The sequence below is a fragment of the Haloplanus salinarum genome, from assembly GCF_024498175.1.
Classification (GTDB): Archaea; Halobacteriota; Halobacteria; order Halobacteriales; family Haloferacaceae; genus Haloplanus; species Haloplanus salinarum.
The window spans coordinates 1,472,841-1,490,625 of sequence record NZ_CP101823.1; the positions used below are offsets into that span (position 1 = coordinate 1,472,841).

The 17,785-nt window shown below is 56.1% G+C and carries 13 protein-coding genes and 3 pseudogenes; 6 read left to right on the forward strand and 10 right to left on the reverse strand.

Annotation, left to right across the window (positions count from 1 at the left end; translation table 11 throughout):
• Nucleotides 1-14 precede the first annotated feature (14 nt).
• From NO364_RS07660 to NO364_RS07670, 3 genes are read left to right on the forward strand one after another with little or no spacing between them, the layout of a single operon-like run.
• The gene (locus NO364_RS07660) at nt 15-1,532 is read left to right on the forward strand and encodes an ATPase domain-containing protein (protein WP_257628978.1); all 1,518 of its coding nucleotides are present in this window, start codon (nt 15-17) and stop codon (nt 1,530-1,532) included.
• Entirely contained in the window at nt 1,529-3,751 is a 2,223-nt protein-coding gene (locus tag NO364_RS07665) for a PAS domain S-box protein (RefSeq protein ID WP_257628979.1), read from the forward strand. Before NO364_RS07660 ends, NO364_RS07665 begins: the two co-directional genes overlap by 4 nt.
• A 3-nt stretch (nt 3,752-3,754) precedes the next feature.
• Nucleotides 3,755-4,864, forward strand: coding sequence for a PAS domain S-box protein (locus tag NO364_RS07670; protein WP_257628980.1), 1,110 nt, complete (start codon nt 3,755-3,757; stop codon nt 4,862-4,864).
• Nucleotides 4,865-4,906: 42 nt separating this feature from the next.
• On the opposite strand, the gene NO364_RS07675 is transcribed toward NO364_RS07670, so the two are convergent.
• From NO364_RS07675 to nrdR, 5 genes and pseudogenes are all read right to left on the reverse strand, one after another.
• Complete coding sequence (locus NO364_RS07675; protein WP_257629154.1) at nt 4,907-6,226, reverse strand: RNA-guided endonuclease InsQ/TnpB family protein; 1,320 nt, start codon at nt 6,224-6,226, stop codon at nt 4,907-4,909.
• 258 nt (nt 6,227-6,484) lie between these two features.
• A pseudogene (locus NO364_RS18335) lies at nt 6,485-6,831 on the reverse strand (ribonucleotide-diphosphate reductase subunit beta); the annotation flags it as partial.
• Between the two features lie 83 nt (nt 6,832-6,914).
• Nucleotides 6,915-8,609 (reverse strand): ribonucleoside-diphosphate reductase subunit alpha, encoded by a 1,695-nt coding sequence (locus NO364_RS07680; RefSeq protein WP_257628981.1) that lies wholly within the window; start codon nt 8,607-8,609, stop codon nt 6,915-6,917.
• 2 nt (nt 8,610-8,611) lie between these two features.
• Nucleotides 8,612-9,622, reverse strand: coding sequence for a ribonucleotide-diphosphate reductase subunit beta (locus NO364_RS07685; protein WP_257628982.1), 1,011 nt, complete (start codon nt 9,620-9,622; stop codon nt 8,612-8,614).
• Between the two features lie 133 nt (nt 9,623-9,755).
• Complete coding sequence (gene nrdR / locus NO364_RS07690; protein ID WP_257628983.1) at nt 9,756-10,244, reverse strand: transcriptional regulator NrdR; 489 nt, start codon at nt 10,242-10,244, stop codon at nt 9,756-9,758.
• Between the two features lie 184 nt (nt 10,245-10,428).
• Here nrdR and NO364_RS07695 point away from each other — a divergent pair.
• Nucleotides 10,429-10,680, forward strand: a pseudogene (locus NO364_RS07695) (transposase); the annotation flags it as partial.
• Nucleotides 10,681-10,864: 184 nt separating this feature from the next.
• On the opposite strand, the gene NO364_RS07700 reads toward NO364_RS07695, so the two are convergent.
• Nucleotides 10,865-12,313 (reverse strand): transposase, encoded by a 1,449-nt coding sequence (locus NO364_RS07700; RefSeq protein WP_257628984.1) that lies wholly within the window; start codon nt 12,311-12,313, stop codon nt 10,865-10,867.
• A gap of 290 nt (nt 12,314-12,603) precedes the next feature.
• Between NO364_RS07700 and NO364_RS07705 the strand changes: the two genes are divergently transcribed.
• Nucleotides 12,604-13,815, forward strand: coding sequence for an outer membrane protein assembly factor BamB family protein (locus tag NO364_RS07705; RefSeq protein ID WP_425492014.1), 1,212 nt, complete (start codon nt 12,604-12,606; stop codon nt 13,813-13,815).
• Nucleotides 13,816-13,991: 176 nt separating this feature from the next.
• On the opposite strand, the gene NO364_RS07710 is transcribed toward NO364_RS07705, so the two are convergent.
• The 4 genes and pseudogenes from NO364_RS07710 to NO364_RS07725 all read right to left on the reverse strand — a co-directional run bounded on the left by NO364_RS07710 (nt 13,992) and on the right by NO364_RS07725 (nt 15,777).
• The gene (locus tag NO364_RS07710; RefSeq protein ID WP_157688012.1) at nt 13,992-14,435 is read right to left on the reverse strand and encodes a hypothetical protein; all 444 of its coding nucleotides are present in this window, start codon (nt 14,433-14,435) and stop codon (nt 13,992-13,994) included.
• Between the two features lie 349 nt (nt 14,436-14,784).
• Nucleotides 14,785-15,078 carry a hypothetical protein gene (locus tag NO364_RS07715; protein ID WP_257628986.1) on the reverse strand — a complete coding sequence of 98 codons (294 nt, stop codon included), beginning with the start codon at nt 15,076-15,078 and terminating at the stop codon, nt 14,785-14,787.
• Between the two features lie 4 nt (nt 15,079-15,082).
• Nucleotides 15,083-15,412, reverse strand: a pseudogene (locus NO364_RS07720) (PIN domain-containing protein); the annotation flags it as partial.
• Nucleotides 15,409-15,777, reverse strand: coding sequence for a UPF0175 family protein (locus NO364_RS07725; protein WP_257628988.1), 369 nt, complete (start codon nt 15,775-15,777; stop codon nt 15,409-15,411). The gene NO364_RS07725 and the pseudogene NO364_RS07720, both read right to left, overlap by 4 nt.
• A 771-nt stretch (nt 15,778-16,548) precedes the next feature.
• On the opposite strand from NO364_RS07725, the gene NO364_RS07730 reads away from it, so the two are divergent.
• On the forward strand, nt 16,549-17,616 hold the full coding sequence (locus NO364_RS07730; RefSeq protein WP_394352057.1) for a CNNM domain-containing protein: 1,068 nt from the start codon (nt 16,549-16,551) through the stop codon (nt 17,614-17,616).
• Nucleotides 17,617-17,785: the final 169 nt, after the last annotated feature.

The window sequence follows — 17,785 nt, forward strand, 5'->3', positions numbered from 1 at the left end:
AGACATGATACACGATGTCTGATCACTCTCGCGATCCGGCGACCGAGGAAATCGATCTGGTAGCGTCGGGTATCCCCGAACTGGACGAACTGCTCAACGGAGGGCTTGTTCGGGGCCGTACGTACCTCGTCCAGGGCGCATCGGGAACGGGGAAGTCGCTGCTCGGTCAGCACTTCCTGCGAGCGGGACTCGATGCCGACGAGACAGTCGTCTACATCCACGGCGAGGAGTCGAGAGACGACATTCTCGTCAACGCAGCACGGCTCGACGTCGACATTCGGGACGCCGAGTTTTTAGACATCGGGCCCGGGACGGACTTTTTCGCCGAGGACAAGTCGTACAACCTGGTCGAAGCGAGCGAAGTCGAATCCGAACAGTTCACACAGGATATCAAACACGTAATCGAGGAGGTGGATCCGGCCCGGATTCTCATCGACCCGATCACCCAACTCCAGTACGTGGAACGGGACGAATACCAGTACCGGAAGCGGTTGCAGTCGCTCATCCGGTTCCTTCGGGACCGACAGGTCACGACAGTCGCGACGCGAACGCTCGACAGGGAGCGCACTCGCGAGACCAGACACGACGATTTCGAATCGTTGAGCGACGGCGTCGTCAACCTGTCTCTCGACGAGCACGAGCGCCGGATCGCCGTGCCGAAACACCGTGGTCTCGGCCAGAGCGACGGGACCCACGGACTGGAAATCCGCGAGCATGGGATCGAAGTCTATCCACAGACCATCCCGAAACACGAGAACCGAACGTTCGACCCGGAACTGATCCCGACCGGACACGAAGCTCTCGACGGACTCCTCGGTGGCGGGATCGAACGCGGGACCGTCTCGTTTATCAGCGGGCCGACCGGCATCGGCAAATCGACCACCGGCGCACAGATACTTTCGGGCATCGTCGAAGACGGTGGGACAGCGCTCGGATACCTCTTCGAGGAGTCGATCGACCAGTTCGTCCATCGCTCGGAAACACTCGGACTCCCGATCTCGGAGATGCGGGCGCAGGGATCACTGGCGCTGACAGAGACCGAACCGCTCGTGCGTTCGGCCGAGGAGTTCGATCGGCACGTCCTCGACCAGGTCGACGAGCACGCGCCGGACGCAGTGTTCGTCGACGGGCTCTCGGGCTACAAGATCTCGCTCCAGGGCGACGACCAGCGACTTGTTCGCCGGTTACACGGCCTCACCAGGGTTCTCAAGAATCGCGGTATTGCAGTCATTATCACGGACGAGGCGGACCGCCTCACCGGCATCCCGGAAGCCACGAGCACGAACACCAGTTACATCGCGGACAACATCGTGTTTCTCACCTATGTGGAAGTCGACGGCGAACTGGACCGAGCGATCGGAGTCGTGAAAAAGCGACTCGGGGATTTCGACAGCCGGTTCCACCGGTTCGCGATCGAGTCCGGCGAGGGGCTGGTTATCGAAGGACCATTCGATACCGTTCGGGGGATCATGCAGGGTAGTTCAACGCATCGCGTTCCAGATGAGTCCCACCAGACAACGGACCAATCATGACCGCCCAGTCGAGTCGCGAAGTGAGTGAGCGACACACCATACAACTCCTGATACACGGAGATAACGACCGGGAAGCGCTCGAAGAATTTCTTGACGAACGGTACGACGTCGTCGCCGATGACACCCTCCAGCCCGTCGATTGTTATGTCGTTGGTGAACAGATGGTACCGACGTACCGCGACGCGTTGCGAGAGCACAAAAAAGAGGCCCACCCGACCTTCACGCCCGTCCTGTTGATTCAACAGGAAGGGTCGAGGGGAACGGTCCCGTTGCCGTCCGAGCAGAACGGCAACGGGCCACCGCTCGTTGACGAAGTGGTGTCAGCACCTGTCGACCGGACGACCCTGTTTCGTCGTGTGGGGAATTTGTTGGCGAGGCGTGAGCAGTCGGTGGAGTTGTCCACGCGCTACGAGGACGTGCAGATTCGATTTCAGCGGCTGTTCGATTCGACGAACGACGCAATCTTCGTTGTTGCTCCATCTGGCGACGAGATCACCGAGTGCAACCCCGCGGCGTGTGACCTCGTGGGATACTCACGTGACGAATTGCTCTCTATCTCGCCGACCCAGACAATCCACGCCGACGATCGCGAGCGGTTCCGGTCTTTCCTCCAGCAGGTACAGGAGGCGGGGCAGGGATCGACCGACGACCTCACGTGTCAGACGAAGGAAGGAGAAACGCGACAGTTGGAGGTGTCGGCTGCGACGCTTGAGGATTCCGACCAGTCACCGATAATCCTCTCTGCACGCGACGTGACAGACCGGAAAACGTACGCCCGCGAGCTCGAACTGAAATCCCAGGCGATGGACAAAGCGCCCGTCGGGATCACCATCACCGATCCCAACCGAGATGATAACCCGATGATCTACGTAAACGAGGGATTCGAAGCGCTGACTGGGTATTCTGAGTCGGAATCGCTCGGCCGCAACTGTCGGTTTCTCCAGGGTGAGGCCACTCGGGAGGAACCAGTCGCCGAAATGCGGAAGGCAGTTGAGAAGGACGAGCCGGTATCCGTGGAACTCCGGAACTACCGGAAGGACGGCAGTCAGTTCTGGAACCGCGTCAGTATCGCGCCGGTGAGAGATGACGCCGGAACCGTCGAGAATTACGTCGGGTTCCAGGAGAACGTTTCCGAGCGCAAAGAGCGCGAAATGGACTTACAGCTGTTCAAAAAAGCCGTCGAGAGCGCAGGACATGCGGTCTTCATCACTGACAGGGAGGGCACTATCGAGTACGTGAATCCGAAATTCGAAGCCCGAACCGGCTATACTCGTGAGGAAGCTGTCGGTAAAACCCCTCGCATCATCAAGTCGGGCAAACAGGACGCGGCGTTCTACGACCGGATGTGGCAGACGATCCTTTCGGGCGAGCAGTGGAATGCAAATCTCATCAATCAGCGCAAAAACGGGGAGCTGTACCACGTCAACCAGACGATCTCGCCCATCGCGAACGGCGACGGAGAGATTACGCACTTCGTCACGATCGAGTCCGACGTGACGAATCGTCGGTTGCGCAAACAGCAACTCGACGTTCTCAATCGCGTCTTGCGCCACAATCTCAGGAACGGAACGAATGTTATTCAGGGCCGGGCAGAACTACTCCGTAAATCGCTGGGCGATGACGAACATCGGGCGGACGTCCGGGCGATCGAAGAACGGGCGGACGCTCTGGCGACGCTGGGTGACAAAGCCGGAACTGTGCGCTCGCTGTTCGAAAACGAAGTGTCCGCTGAGACCGCTACCAACGTGACGGAGTTAGTTAGCGATGTCGTCACCACCGTTTCTGAAGAGTATTCGACCGCTTCATTCGATGTCGATGATTCTGACCCACTCTACGTTCGGGCGGATAGCCAGTTGAAGATGGCACTTAAGGAACTACTGGACAACGCCGTCGTCCACAACGACCAACCCAAACCCGAGGTGACGGTCACCACCAGACCGTCCAGAGAAAAGCAGTCTGAACAGTGGATCGACATCGAAATTGTGGATAACGGACCGGGCATCCCGGACCAAGAACTGGAGACGATCAAAGAGGGCGAGGAAACGCCGCTCCAGCACGGGACCGGACTCGGGCTCTGGATCGTCTACTGGACTGTCTCGCTGTACGGTGGCGAAGTCACATTCGTGGATAACTCACCGCGTGGAACAGGCGTCGTATTGAACCTTCCTCGGATGTCCGCAGACTCATCCGTTCGGGGAACGCCCGTCGAACACCACTGACCAATGGAAGACACTGCGACTTCGGACACACGGAGCGAGAATCAGGCGGATCGGTATCGGATGCTCGTCGAAGAGTCGAACGACCTCGCCACGATCATCGACACTGACGGAACGATGACATACGTGAGCCCCGCGGTCACCCGAGTGCTCGGCTACGATTCCGAGGAGTTAGTCGGGAACTCTGGCTACGAATACGTCCATCCCGACGACCGGGAGAAAAACGCCGAGGCGGTCGAAGCTGTTCTTGAGACTCCGGACGAACCCCAGACCGTCGAAGTCCGATTCAAACACGCCGACGGGTCGTGGTGCTGGATCGAAGCCACGATGCGGAACCGGCTCGAAGACGATGTCATCGACGGTATTCTACTCAACAGCCGGGAGATTACCGAGCGGAAAGAACAGGAACGCGAACTCCGCGAACTGGCTGGAGAGTACGAGGCCCTCCTCAACAATACAGAGGACGCAATCTTCTTCGTCGATGTCGACGCTTCAGACGGCGACGTTACGTTCGAATTCGACCGGATCAGCCCGGCATACGAGCGACAGACCGGCCTTACGACCGAAGAGGTCCGGGGAGAAACGCCTCGTGATGTATTCGGTGAGCAAGCGGGAGCAGAACTCGAAGCGAACTATCACCGGTGTGCCAAGGCTCGTGAGCCGATCTCGTATCAGGAAGAGCTAGAAATCGATGAGGAGGCACACATCTGGCAGACGAATCTCGCGCCAGTACTCACTGACGGCGACGTAACCCGTCTCGTGGGAATCACCCGGAACGTCACCGACCGCGTCGAACGGGAACGACAGCTTCGTCGGCAAAAGGAGCGGCTCGACGAGTTTGCGAGCGTCGTCTCCCACGACCTGCGCAATCCGCTCAACGTCGCACAGGGCCGCGCAACGATCCTCGATGAACAGACAGAGAGCGAACATCTCGATCCACTCCTGCGGGCACTCGACCGGATGGAAGCTATCGTCGAGGACACGCTGACACTCGCTCGTCAAGGTGAGACGATAGACGAAACGGAGTCGGTCAGTCTGACCGATCTCGTCGGGAAGTGCTGGGGAACGGTAGACACAGACGCGGCGACCCTCGAATTGACATCCTCCTCCGCCTGAAGGCGGAGGAATCCCACGGCACCGCGCCGCTGGATTGGGATATTACGGTTTGCAGTCTACCACTTGTTCCTGCGGTTGGAATCCGCTGGACAAGTCATGAAGGTAGACTCCGGGCTGTGCCAACCAGCCGGTACTCCTATCCCCACCCAACACGGGTGCGGACTCGGAGTTACTTTGATTGATGTCGAGACGGATGTTCTCCGCCCCGTTCACGTCGGCGTTGAACGCCGCATCACACTCTTCACACACGTACAGGCCGCGTTCGATACGCTGGCTATCGTCTTCTCTACCGCAGACGCAACACGTCTTGCTCGTGTCGCGCTCTGAGACCTCTACGACTTCGATTCCCTCGACTTTCGTCTTGTATTCGAGGATGTTCGAGAACCGGTCGAACGCCCACCCGTGTAGGTCGAGGTTGCCGTGCCGACCCCAGTTCTTCGACTCGCCGTTCTCATCCTCACGAACACCAGCGAGTTTCCCAACGTTGATGCGGCCAACTTCCTGCTCGACACACCGTTCTACGATGTGCTTCGCTAAGGAGTGGAAGAAGTGGCTTCGGCGCTCCGACCACTTCGCGTGGAGACGAGTGGCTCGTTCGCCCCCCGAATCGTCGCACTTGGCGATTTCCTTTGGGAAGTAGTACCCGTCCTGTTTCAGGCGATTGCCGGGGTACAGGTCGGCTTCCTCCGTACTGTACGCGACCGCCGCGAAGTTACAGATGCCGAGGTCAATACCCGCTGTTTCGTTGCCGGGTGCGTTGGGCGTCTCGATTTCGTCTTTGCAGACGAAATGCAGTTCCCAGCGTCCTTTCGCCTTGTCGTAGACGGCACGGACTTGTTGTAGGTTTTCGACGGTGACACCGGGGCGTGTCTCGTATTCGACAAGGATGTATTCCCACGCCTTGGGGTGTTCCTTGTGATTCGCGCCTTTGGACAGACGAACACGATTGTTTTTCGAGTCGTGTTTGATGCCGTTTTGCTTCCACGTCACCGTTGACCGAGGGTGTTCTTCGTGGACGCGATGGCCTTCTGAGTCGTAGTAGGTTTTCTTCCGGTAGCCGGGCGGATTCGCTCGACTGTCGGACTTCCTCTTGCCATACCACGAGTTGAAGGCTTCAGCGAGTTCCTCCAGAACGCGCTGACTGGACTGCGAGTGCAATCCCTTGTATTTTGAGTGACCTTTCAACTCGTTTTTGAGGTCGCCGTGGTCGGGGATTTCGCCCGTTTTCTCCCACACTTTGCGGGAGTGGTAGTTTGCAACGTTCCAGAGTTTGCTGGCCGACCACCCGTGCCGGTCGAGCGGTTCCTCTACCTGGCCGTGGTTGAGGATTTTCGCTCGGTAGGTGCGGTGGACTTCTAGCATTCTGAACGTCTGTATAACCACTTATACTCGATTCTCTTGTAAAGGTTCGGTTTGAGAATGGTTGAATATCCGGCCCTGTCATCGACGGTGGGTCGTGGAGGAGTTGTCGGATTCATCCCGCGCCTAAAGGCGCGGGTATTCTCTTCGAATTTCTATAATACGTCCGAAAGACGCTGTAGGGTCTCCTCAGTCAGGAGATACAGCTATGCTTCGAGGATAGCTAGGGGACCACGTTGCTATGTGGAACACGGTCGAATGCTACCAGTCGAGGCTACCCCCGATCTGGTATTCGGTCACCTGCGTCTCGAAGGGATTCTCGTCCTTGTTCAGGTTGACTTACTCGGATATCCACGGGAACGGACTGTCAGTCCCGTACTGTTCCGGTAAGTCGAGTCGTCCAAGGCGCCGGTCGGCGATGTGTTCGACGTACTCGGCGAACTGCTCGGTACCCATGTCAAGTATTTCGTCAGGACACGCCTCGTAGGTGTAATTTTCTCTAAATCGACCGCTTCGGTGATCAGGTCGACTACCTCGTCGCCGAACTCGTCGATCCACACCCTGGGATTCTCCGACCAAATCTGTTTGATGAAATCCACGCCGAAGCCGTCAAGGACCAAAGCACGCATACGCCGAGGGGTAGAGTGGCGTGGTTTACATGGACCACTCTATCATACCGGCCGATGGGAGATCAACTCTCACAGGCCTTGCATTCGAGGATGTCTCGGCTGAACTTCTGTGCAGCGTTCACGCTATGTTGGTAGTAGAGACTCTTCACCCCTTTCTTCCAAGCCTCGATGTAGAGTTGGTTGATCTCCTTGACGCTCACTTCGCTCGGATCGATCGAGACGTTCAGGCTCTGTGCCTGATCGATGTGTTTCTGCCGCTGGGCTGCCTGGTTGACGATCGCCATCTGTGGGATCTCGGCGAAGGTCTTGAACACCTCCTTCTCCTCGTCGGTCAGGCAGTCGAGGTGTTGCACGCTCCCGTCGTTCTGTGCGATGCTGTCCCAGACCTCGCGCTCGTCTCTGCCTCGCTCTTTCAGTATCGCCTCAAGGAACCGGTTCTTCTGCGTCGACTTCAGCTTCGCACCGTCGCGGACGAAGTAGTTCGATTTCAGCGGTTCGATGCTCGGACTGACCTGCCCCAGGATGACACTGCTGGATTTCGTCGGGGCCACGCTCATCGTCGTTGCGTTCCGGCGACCGTAACCCTCGAGCACCTCCGGCTCGCCGAACTCGTCGGCGAGCCGACGACTCTCCTCGTAACTTCGCTCCTTGATGGTGCGGAAGATTGCCTCGTTTTTCTCCATCGCCTCCATGCTGTCGAACGGAATCATCTCGCTCTGTAGGTAGCTGTGCCAGCCGAGGACGCCGATGCCGATCGCCCTGTGCCGTTTCGCAAACCGTACTGGGCGTTCCATGAACTGCGTCCCCCCCGCCTCTTGAATAAACTCCTCCATGACGGCATCAAGGAACCGCGTCAGTGTCTCTACTGCGTCGGTATCCTTCCACTCGTCGTAGTGGAGCGCATTCATCGATGAGAGACAACAGACGAAACTCTCATGTGGCGTGGCTGGCAGTGCAATCTCGGTACACAGGTTGGAGGCATTGATTTCGTAGCCCTTGTCCTTGTAGACCTGTGGCTTACCTTCGTTCATGTTGTCCCGGAAAATGATGTACGGGACACCGATGTTGATCCGGGCCTCAATGATTTCTGCCCACGTCTCTCGCTTCTCCTCGTCGCCGTCGACCATCGCCCGGAACCAGTCGTCACCGATGATGACGCCGTAGTAGATGTCCTGTACGGGGTCGCCCTCGGTCTTGATGTTGAGCCACTCGTCCAGGTCGTCGTGTTCAACGTCTATGTACCCCGCGAACTGGCCGCGCCGCGTCTCGCCCTGGCTGACGACGTTGATGATCGTGTCGAACAGCTCGGTGAAGCTGTAGCTTCCGTTGCTCTTGCCGTTGTTCGTGATCGGGCTGCCTCGGGGCCTGATCTCGCCGAAGTACCCGCTGGTCCCGCCGCCCAGTTTGGTCATCTCGCCCACTTCGGCCTGCGTGTAGAGGATGCTCTCCATGTTGTCCTCTATGTAGCTACCGAAGCAGCTGATGGGCAGGCCTCGGTCCAGACCGAAGTTCGACCACACCGGACTCGCGAGGCTGTAGAAGCCCCGACTCATGTAGTCGTAGAACTTGTCCGCGAAGCCGTCGTCGTCTAAGAGTTCTTCAGCCCGCTCTGCGATCTCCCTGACCCTTTCCTCGGCTGTGACGCCCTCAAGCAGATACCCCTCGCTGAGGAATGCCCTACTGTCCTCGTTCAGCCAGTAGAACGGTTCCTTGTGCTGCTGTTGTACCTCGTCGAGTGCTGGTTCTGTTTGTGCCATCGTTAGAACATTTCCTCCGCGGTGACGCTCTGTGCGTGCTTGTTGTACGTGGTCGACCGCTTGCTGAAGAAGTCGTTGTCCTTCGTCATCATGATGTCCTCGTCGAACCACCGTGTCTCCTCGAGCAGGTCATCGTCCGGGTCGAATATCGGCTCGACACCGACGTTCTCGAGGCTCTGGTTGAACCGGTCCCGCAGGAACGCGTCGACGTGCGCCCGGGGAAGGAACTCCAATTCGCCCTCACCGAAGATCCAGTCCAGTATCTTCATCTCTGCCTCAAACGCCTGCTGACAGGCCGCTTGGACCTCTTCTTCGAAGTCCTCGTCGAAGAGGTCCGGATTCTCCTCGCGAATCGTCTCCACGAGTTCGACACCGAACAGTCCGTGAATCTGCTCCTCCTTGCTGGTCGCTTCGACGGCGTTCGCGATCCCCTTGAATTTCTTTTCGTGTTTGTCGAAGCTCGTCATGATGAGGAACTGCGAGAACAGCGAGACGTGCTCAACGAACGTGGAGAACAGCAGGAGACTCATCACGTACTCCTGTTTATCGTCGCTCTCGCTCTTCTCGAGGTACTCGTCGAGGTAGTCGATCCGCTCCTCGATTGCGGGTACGTCGGTCACCTCCTCGAAGTCCTCCGTGATCCCCAAGATGTCGAGGAGGTGGCTGTACGCATCCATGTGTCTGACCTCGCTCTCGGCGAAGGTCATGCCGACGTTCCCGATCTCCGCTTTGGGCATCTCGTCGTAGATTTCTGCCCAGAAGGTTTTGACCTGGACCTCGATTTGCGCGATAGCCAGCATCGTCCGTTTGATGACGGTCTTCTCGGCCGGAGTCGTGTTAATCTTGAAGTCTTGAACGTCTCCTGAGAAGTTGAACTCCGTGTGAACCCAGTAGCTGTTCCGTATTGCGTCTTTGTACTCGAGGAAATCGGTGTACTCATACGGCTTAAGCTGTGTTCGTTCCGAGAAGATGTCGGTCTCTGGATCTCCGCCTATGGTTTTGTTTTCATTCATTGGCACGTACTCCGGAGGAATCGTCCTCTGTTGGTTGGTTTCTGTTTCCGTCGTTCTCTGTACGTCTGGACGTGGGTCATGCTTGCCTGGTCAAGGATTGACCGAACATTCGTTTGATCTGCGTATGTTTGTGTCATAGTGAGCTGTTCGAGGCTTCGAAGTCATCGAGTTCTGCATCCAAGACTGCGTCAAGTTCTCTCAGGAATTCCTGCGGCTCAGAGAATGCTTTGTAAACGGAGACAAATCGAATGTAAGCTACCTTATCGAGCGTGCGGAGGTTCGCAGAGACGAGTTCGCCGATGAGATTCGAAGAGACGATACGCGCCTCCCGACCTTGCAGTTCGCTCTCGATATCGTCGACGAGAGCAGTCACTGTTGTCTCGGTCACATCTCGCTTCTCAACGGCTCGCTCGATCCCGGCGCGGAGTTTCTGTCGGTCGAACGATTCGATGGTTCCGTCGCGTTTTTTCACCTGGAGTGCCTCCCACTCCGGACGTTCGTAGGTCGTAAAGCGGAACGAACAGCGTTGACACTCGCGGCGCCGTCGGACGGAGGTTCCGTCGGCACTGGTCCCTGTATCGATGACGCGTGTTCGCTCGTTCCCGCAGTCCGGGCAGTTCATAGTTGTCACTACTTAATCCTCCAGGGTCTTAACCCCAGATATGGGGCCTCTCGATTTCGACCGCAATATTTGGTGGTGAGGACTGTCACATAAAGCTTGCCCAATTGAATTGATGTAGTCCAACTAAAATTGATTAGTGGGCGTGGATAATTGGGATCATATGCATTGAGAACACCAGTCTCAACTACTGGAGTACGGATACAGATGGGAGATTGAGAGCGGGTACAAGTCGATCAAGCGGTTCATGGCCGCCACAACGTCGAAGCACTTCGGCCTACGGTTCTTCTACTTCGCGTTCGCGTGCCTCTTGTACTCGATTTAGCGGGCTGTGGACCTGCTGATACAGGTGCAGTTGACCGGTGAATGCGAGCATTCGCCCATTGTGACAGCCGATAATACGCTGACGCTGCTGAAGAAGGAGACAGGAATCGGATAGTACCGTAATTCTCTCCCCGTGATAGCCCGGCACCTGAGTAGCGACACTATCCGGAGTCTCGGAAATCTCCTGTATTGGTTGTCTGGGGAATAGGAATGGCCGTTCAGAAAGCGATCTGACGCAGATTCGCCTCTACGATTCGACCGAAACCACGCATTAGAGGCCCGCTATACCCGCTGTAGTCTCAACTCCCCCCGTACTCAGTAAGGAGGCCGCTATTTCGATTCGTCATGAACACCGAATACTGCTGATGATCGGTGCGCTCGGAGTTCTCTTTACGTCGGTAGATCAGTGTCGTCGAGTGCCACTCGTTGTCGCCGAGATGCAGTTTCCGGTCAGTCTCGTAGCGGTCCTTCCCCCGCTTGAGAAGTCGTTTCGCCTGCGCTTTTTCGCTGGTCTGCATCCGTTTGGGCACCACGTAGGACAGACCGCGCTGGCTGATCATCTCCAGGATATGCTGGCTGTCGAACTCCCGGTCGATCAGTACGTTATCGACGTGAACGGCTGCCTCTGCCGAATCCAAGGGGTCCTCGACGATCTCCTTGCGGGTGTCCCCTTTGCGTACTGGCCGTGCGTCTAGCACGATTGGAACAGCATTCCCAACCAGTTGGACGGTCGCCCACTGGTAGGCGTATTCATCGGTTTTCTCCTTTGTCCCAATAATCTCGTCTTCGTGGCCGGCTCGATCGCCCGTGAAGGGGCTAGATTCAGTGATGTCGATCGCGACAATGCCGGCTCGGAAGAACTGTTCTGTCTCTGCTACCCGGTCCAGCAGTCGACTCACCGCCTGTCGATACATCTCGCGTATCTGCTTGACCGAGAGATCACGGACGTGATCACGGTGTGCGTGGCCAAGTGGTGTCCGCTCCCTATTGGACTCATGAATGAAACTCCGAGCGCCTTCGTTGACAGCCAAGTTCTCTCGAAGCCCGAGATAGGTCTGGAGGTCCCAGTAGGCGTTCTCGTGGATCTCACAGCCCTCGCCTCGGTCCAGTGAGAACGCAGGGAACGCAACGTCGCTGACGCGATCAGTGAGGGTCTCGGCCTGCTCTAATACGGTCTGATCATCGGGGTCCGATTCTTTATTTTCGTCATGGTGTCTGCGGCTCTGTCGGTCTGGTTCGCGCGGGACTGTTACACCTGCGTTCTGTGCTTTGATGAGGATCGTTCGCGCTGCGGTCTCGACTGTAGCTTGGAGTTCAGCAGTGAAGCGATGGTGCCAACTGCGCCACAGGGTTGACTGATCGGGGACCGACTCCAGGCCAAGTTGATCACAGAGATTGGGATGTTTGGTGAGGGATTCGACGAGCGCGGTTTCGTGATTCCAGCCATGGCATTCTTTCAGGAGGAACAGGCGAAACAGCGTCTCCATCTCGTAGCTCGTTGAGCCTGTGTATCGGTCGTGGGCATCGAACTGGACGTATGCCAGCGGCACTGCGTGGACGAATGGTTCGACGGCCTCGTGATCGTCATGCTGGAACCATGGTTCCGCAACGAGGCGAACGTCCGATTCCAGCGCTGGGAGGGATGAGCGATCGAACAGCGGGCTCGACTCGTAGGTGGGCCAGTCGGCGGAGGATCGCTGGGCGATCTGCCGGAAGACAGTGCGGCGAGACTCACGTGTCAGGGCCACGGGAGGAGAGTGGCCACGAGAGGGTCAAGAATTCATCTAACTGCTCGATACCGCCCACCCATGAGTCATCAGACGAATCGTGAGATAGTGACAGGAGACCCACGAAGCGCTCAGTACAGAGAGTCCACGTAGTGGCTGTCAGGAAAGGCCAACATGATTAGAAGATTTTTACAAGAGGAAAAATCTGTGTTTTCCTGATGAATACAAATGACTGTGGGCAGCCCAGAGACATTACTTCTACTCGTCGAGAAGCACTCAAAATCGGCGGTAGTGCGATTGGGGCATCAATACTGGCAACGACACCCGCAGCAGCGCAGAATACCTCATCGACTTCTCGCCAACGGTGGGCATTCGATACTGGGGACCGTGTTGTGTCGTCGCCCACGGTAGCCGATGGCACCGTTTTCTTTGGGAGTCACGATGAAAATGTCTACGCTGTCAATGCACAGAGTGGAGAGCGAAAGTGGATCTTTGAGACCCGTGGGAAGATTCGATCGTCGCCGACGGTGGCCGATGGCACCGTCTTTATTGGGAGCGGTGACAGCACCCTCTATGCAGTTGATGCTGAGAGTGGCGAACAAAAGTGGAGTTTCCCTTCATCAGTCAGTGTTCAATATCGTTCGAAGCCGGTGGTAGTCGATGACACAGTCTTCCTTTCAAGCGGCTACGACTCGATTTATGCGGTAGATGTCGAGAGTGGTGATAAAAAGTGGAGCATCGACACCATTTCTACCAATAAATATTCGGCGCCGACAGTGGCTGATGGCACCGTTTTCGTCGGGGGTGGTACCAAACTTTACGCGATTGGTACCGATACCGGATTCCTCGGAGATGCCGGCGAGAAACAGTGGGCCTTCGAATCCGACGAGATGATTTATTCGTCGCCGACGGTAGTTGATGGCACCGTCTTCGTCGGGAGTGCTGACAGCCATCTCTACGCAATTGATGCCGAGAGCGGTGAGAAACAGTGGGCCTTCGAAGCAGCGGGCGCAATCTATTCTTCCCCGACGGTTGCCGATGGAACCGTCTTTGTCGGAAGTGGCACTGATCTCGAAGAGGGTCTCGACGTCAGCCTCTATGCGGTCGACGTCGAGAGCGGCGACCAACAGTGGGCCTTTGAAACTGACAATTTTGTCGAGTCGTCGCCGACGGTGGCTGATGGAACCATCTTCGTCGGGAGTGATGATAAACATCTCTACGCAGTGGACGCCGAGAGTGGGGAGAAACAGTGGGCCTTCGAGACCGGCGATGAAGTTCACTCGTCACCCATCGTCGCCGATGGCACTGTCTTCGTTGGGGGTTGGGATGGCAATCTCTATGCAATTGATGCCGGCGTCAGCGGGTCAAGTGAGGGTTCGCGTGTGACCGGACCGCTGGAGACGGGTGATAGCCAAACATCTACGACAGGGCCGGGGTTCGGGATTCCAAGTAGCATCGCGACACTTGGGACTGCGGGCTATCTCATCAAACGCCGACTGGCTGAACAGGAATCCAAAGGATAAGTCGGATTGGGCTGTACCCGCTACTGACTATAGATCATATAGAGCGTGTCATAGAAGGGTTCTATGACACGCTCTATGGGTTTTGAGCGGCTGCTGAGTTGAGTGAGTGCTATGGCTGAGGTTTTGAAGACTGAAACCCGAAAACTCAACCACTGATAGCATAAATCTCTGTAGCGTTACTCACTCGGTTGTATCTCGACCAACCTGATGTCGGGGACCGTTCTCTCCTCACCGAAAGAGTAGGTATGAGTCCCTTCGACGGTGCCCCAGATGTCGAACGTGTTCTCGATGTCGACCTGATCTCCAAACCAGGTACATCGCAGCACTTTATCGCCAGAACCGCCATGGTCTGGATGGGCGACGGACATGTGGTATGACCCATTGTTCGTCTCGTCGATCGCGGAGATGTCGACATCCGAATAATGGACTGGCTCGCCTTTCCACTCGTCCATATTCTCCATTAATTCGCTCCAACTGGGGGATTTGGCTTCGTTTTTGATTCGCTCGATTCTCTCTTGCTCTTCACTTTTGCCTCCCAGAACCGCCTCGATTGCTCCACACCCCGAGAGAGGTGCGATCCCCATAGTAGCGAGCAGTGTCGCGTATTCACGTCGTTCCATATCGAGCGCTCCTAAGGGCAAAGTAAAAAATTCTGTTATGCAGATGGCAGTCCATCGGCTCGACCTGTAGACGGACTGTTCACTGACAATAAGGTGATACTAGTTATTCGTCTTTCATGAGTACTCATAGTATACCCGCCGAAGCCGATGCGAACTACTCTCGCCTCGTTTGCTTTTCGGTTCCGACACGAGCAACACTCGTCGGACACGGAAACTTGGGGCCGCTTTCACTGGGGCCAATAACGGGCGTGTGTTCACCCAAACCGAATTCTATGACACGTTCGACCACCAGCAAGAACGTGATTGTGAGGTGTTTTCCCCGCTAGCAAGGAGTCTGTGGACGTGGCGACTATAGAAGTTCTCGGATATCTCTGTGCTCGACGTACAGCGGCGCGTTCTGCATCACTATCAGTTTCAACATCGTACTGTCAAGCGGCAAGGAGACCGTGCCACCGTGGAGTTCGACGGTACCGGACCTCTCGATCGGAACTTGTCCGCCCAGCGTCGGGTCTCTGTGCATCGTGTTGAAATGTGCGTGGTCCAGTACTGCGTACGCGCTAACGTACTGTGTCGGCTTCTGGGTATCGAACTTCACGTCGATCGTGATGCGGTCGATCCGAAGGTTCTCACCCTCGTCTGTCACGTGGACCGTCGTCCGTCAGTAACCGACCATCGTGTGCGTCAGCAAGTGCAAACGCCTGTGCTTCTCCGGGATCAAGATGGTCGCTGACAACCGCTTCTCTATTTGCAACAGTGTCCGAGACCGTCGTGACCGGGATCTCATTATCTAGTATGTCCAATGCCGACTGGAGGTAGGGATGATCGTCGACACCATTGTGAAGTTCTTCGCGAACGACCGGTACTGTACAGATTCTTGAGAGTCCAGCTACTACCCACAACTGGTCGATGTAGGCAAAGTTTGATAGAACAGTCGTATTGAGAACGCTTGGGTCCGCTGGAATATCGGCAGTCGTCATTGCGAGTCCGATGTCTCGTTATCAGCAGGCTCATCATCGAATTCGAGTTCTGTCGCCGTCTCCGCTTCGTAGGCCGCATCCTCCTCATCCACGAGCCCGAGCCGGAGTTCCACACCATGCTCACGGAGAATATCCCGCATTGTCCAGCGGTCGATAGCAGCGAGTCGTGCAGCATCACCGAGCGTAATTCGTTCGCGTTCGTAGAGGGCGACTGCCGCAGCGATGCGTTCGTTTTCGTGGTCCTCGAAATATTCGCGCACGAACTCGCGCAGCGCGTCGCTCTTGCCTCCGAACACACCAGCCTCCACAGCGCCCTCAATGAGGAGGTCGAGGTCGTCAGGATAGGAACCAGTGATTCGTCCCATCGTTCTATCCCAGAGTACGTCTTCATACTATTTATGAACCCCGCCAGATGTCCTATAAATTGAGACGGCCAGCCTCAACTACTGTGCGGGGCGTAGACCAACAAAACAATGATATACATTAGACGGCCGGTCGATGTCTCATAAAGAGACATTTGTAGTAAGAAGATTTGTGACAGCTGAGTTGGACGAATTTACACTCGACGGCCGGGGTGTATCTGTCCTAGCGGGACTATTTTATTCATTCGACGGTTGGTTCTCCTCCGGCCAAAATAGATCTGTAGCAATGAGAGTTGTAACGCCCTATTTTGGCAGATTCACACTCGACGGTTGGGGTGTAGGACGGTCTGTTACACCCGACCCACCGTCTACTATCTTAACCTCATTCGTGAAGCGCTGGGATGTTTGAAAATGAATTCCTATGCCGGTTCTGGAGAAGTGGGGTGTGGTTTTCTTCTGAGCAGACCGTATGGTAGAAGGGCGGTGGCTATGATGCCTCCAAAGAAGAGTAATTGGAGAATAGGGAAGAACGTGAGTGATGGGATTGTAAGTGCTCCAACGATCGTTGAGAGACAAAATAGCCCTCCACCAAGGAGGATGATATGCTTGACCGGCTCTGTTGAAACCCTCGCTCACTGATAGTTTGTTGAGTCTGTGCTGAATACAGGGCGCGTATCTTGTGACCTGGTTGTGCCTGTGTACCGTGCTTTTTGTGTCTTCGTCATTGTCTCGATGTGAACACTATTTTCTGTCTACTGTCAGTACGGTCCGATGATGGAACCGCTCGAGGTCGGACTACGGATTTTCGGTGGAATCGTTCTTATCGGGGTGAACGCCTACTTTGTTGCAATCGAATTCGCCCTGACCCGTCTCAGGCAGTACCCCAAATCGGAGCTCAACACACCCGGACTCGAACTCGCATGGGAGATGACTAACGACCTGGAGTTTTACCTGACGACGTGTCAGGTCTGGATCTCCGGGACCAGTATTGCACTGGGGATTATCGCCGAACCCGGACTCGCAGCCCTGTTCGAACCGCTGTTCGAAAACACGACCCTGGCATCGATCGGGGCTGGTTCGCTCCTCGGATTTCTTCTTATCAACCTAGTCCATCTCACCCACGGCGAACAGACACCGACGTACCTCGGCGTTGAACGCTCCAAACAGGTCGCCCAGTATGGAGCACGACCACTGTACTGGTTTGCCAAAATACTCGCTCCGGCCATCTGGGTCGGTGACTCGGTTGCAAAGGCAACACTCGGCCTGTTCGGTATCGAGATGACCCAATCATGGACAGAAACCGGTGAGGAAATCATCAAAACCCGTGCAGACCTCCGGAACCAGCTTGGATCGGTACTCAAAGAGGGCGAGGTGGCTGAGGACCGCCGTGAGGAAGTGATGAACGCCTTGACCATCGGCGAACAATCGGTGGAAGAGGTCATGATTCCGCCCGAGGATATCGTGGCACTGTCTACTGAAGACGATCTCGAATCGAACTTCGGGAAACTCGAAGAGCACCCACATACGCGGTATCCGCTGATTGGTGAGAACCTGACCGACTTCCGTGGAGTCGTCTACAGTCCGGCGCTGTTCAACCACCGTGAAGAACTGTTCGCCGGTGACCGCGAGTTCACTGAACTGGCAGCACCGCCGATGACGCTCTCACCCGATACCGACGTGAGTGATGCGATCGATCAGTTCCAGACGGAAGGGCAGGAACTCGCGCTCGTCATCGAGGAGGGCGATGTGGTCGGGCAGGTGACTGTCACCGACCTGCTAGAGACCATTATTGGTGAGGTCGAAGACCCACTTGATCAAGACGACCCCGATATACTCGATTAGCGAACACAGACGTGTTCAGGTAGCGGTTTCACTGTACCATCAGGCCAACACTTCGAGGTAATTGAATAGGGGCTTCTAAGGTTGTATGACTCCCGATGTAGCCGCCAGCCTCTTGCCTCTAATTCAGCGGGCACTCTGTTGACTTGTCACTGATATGCCGCCTTTGAAT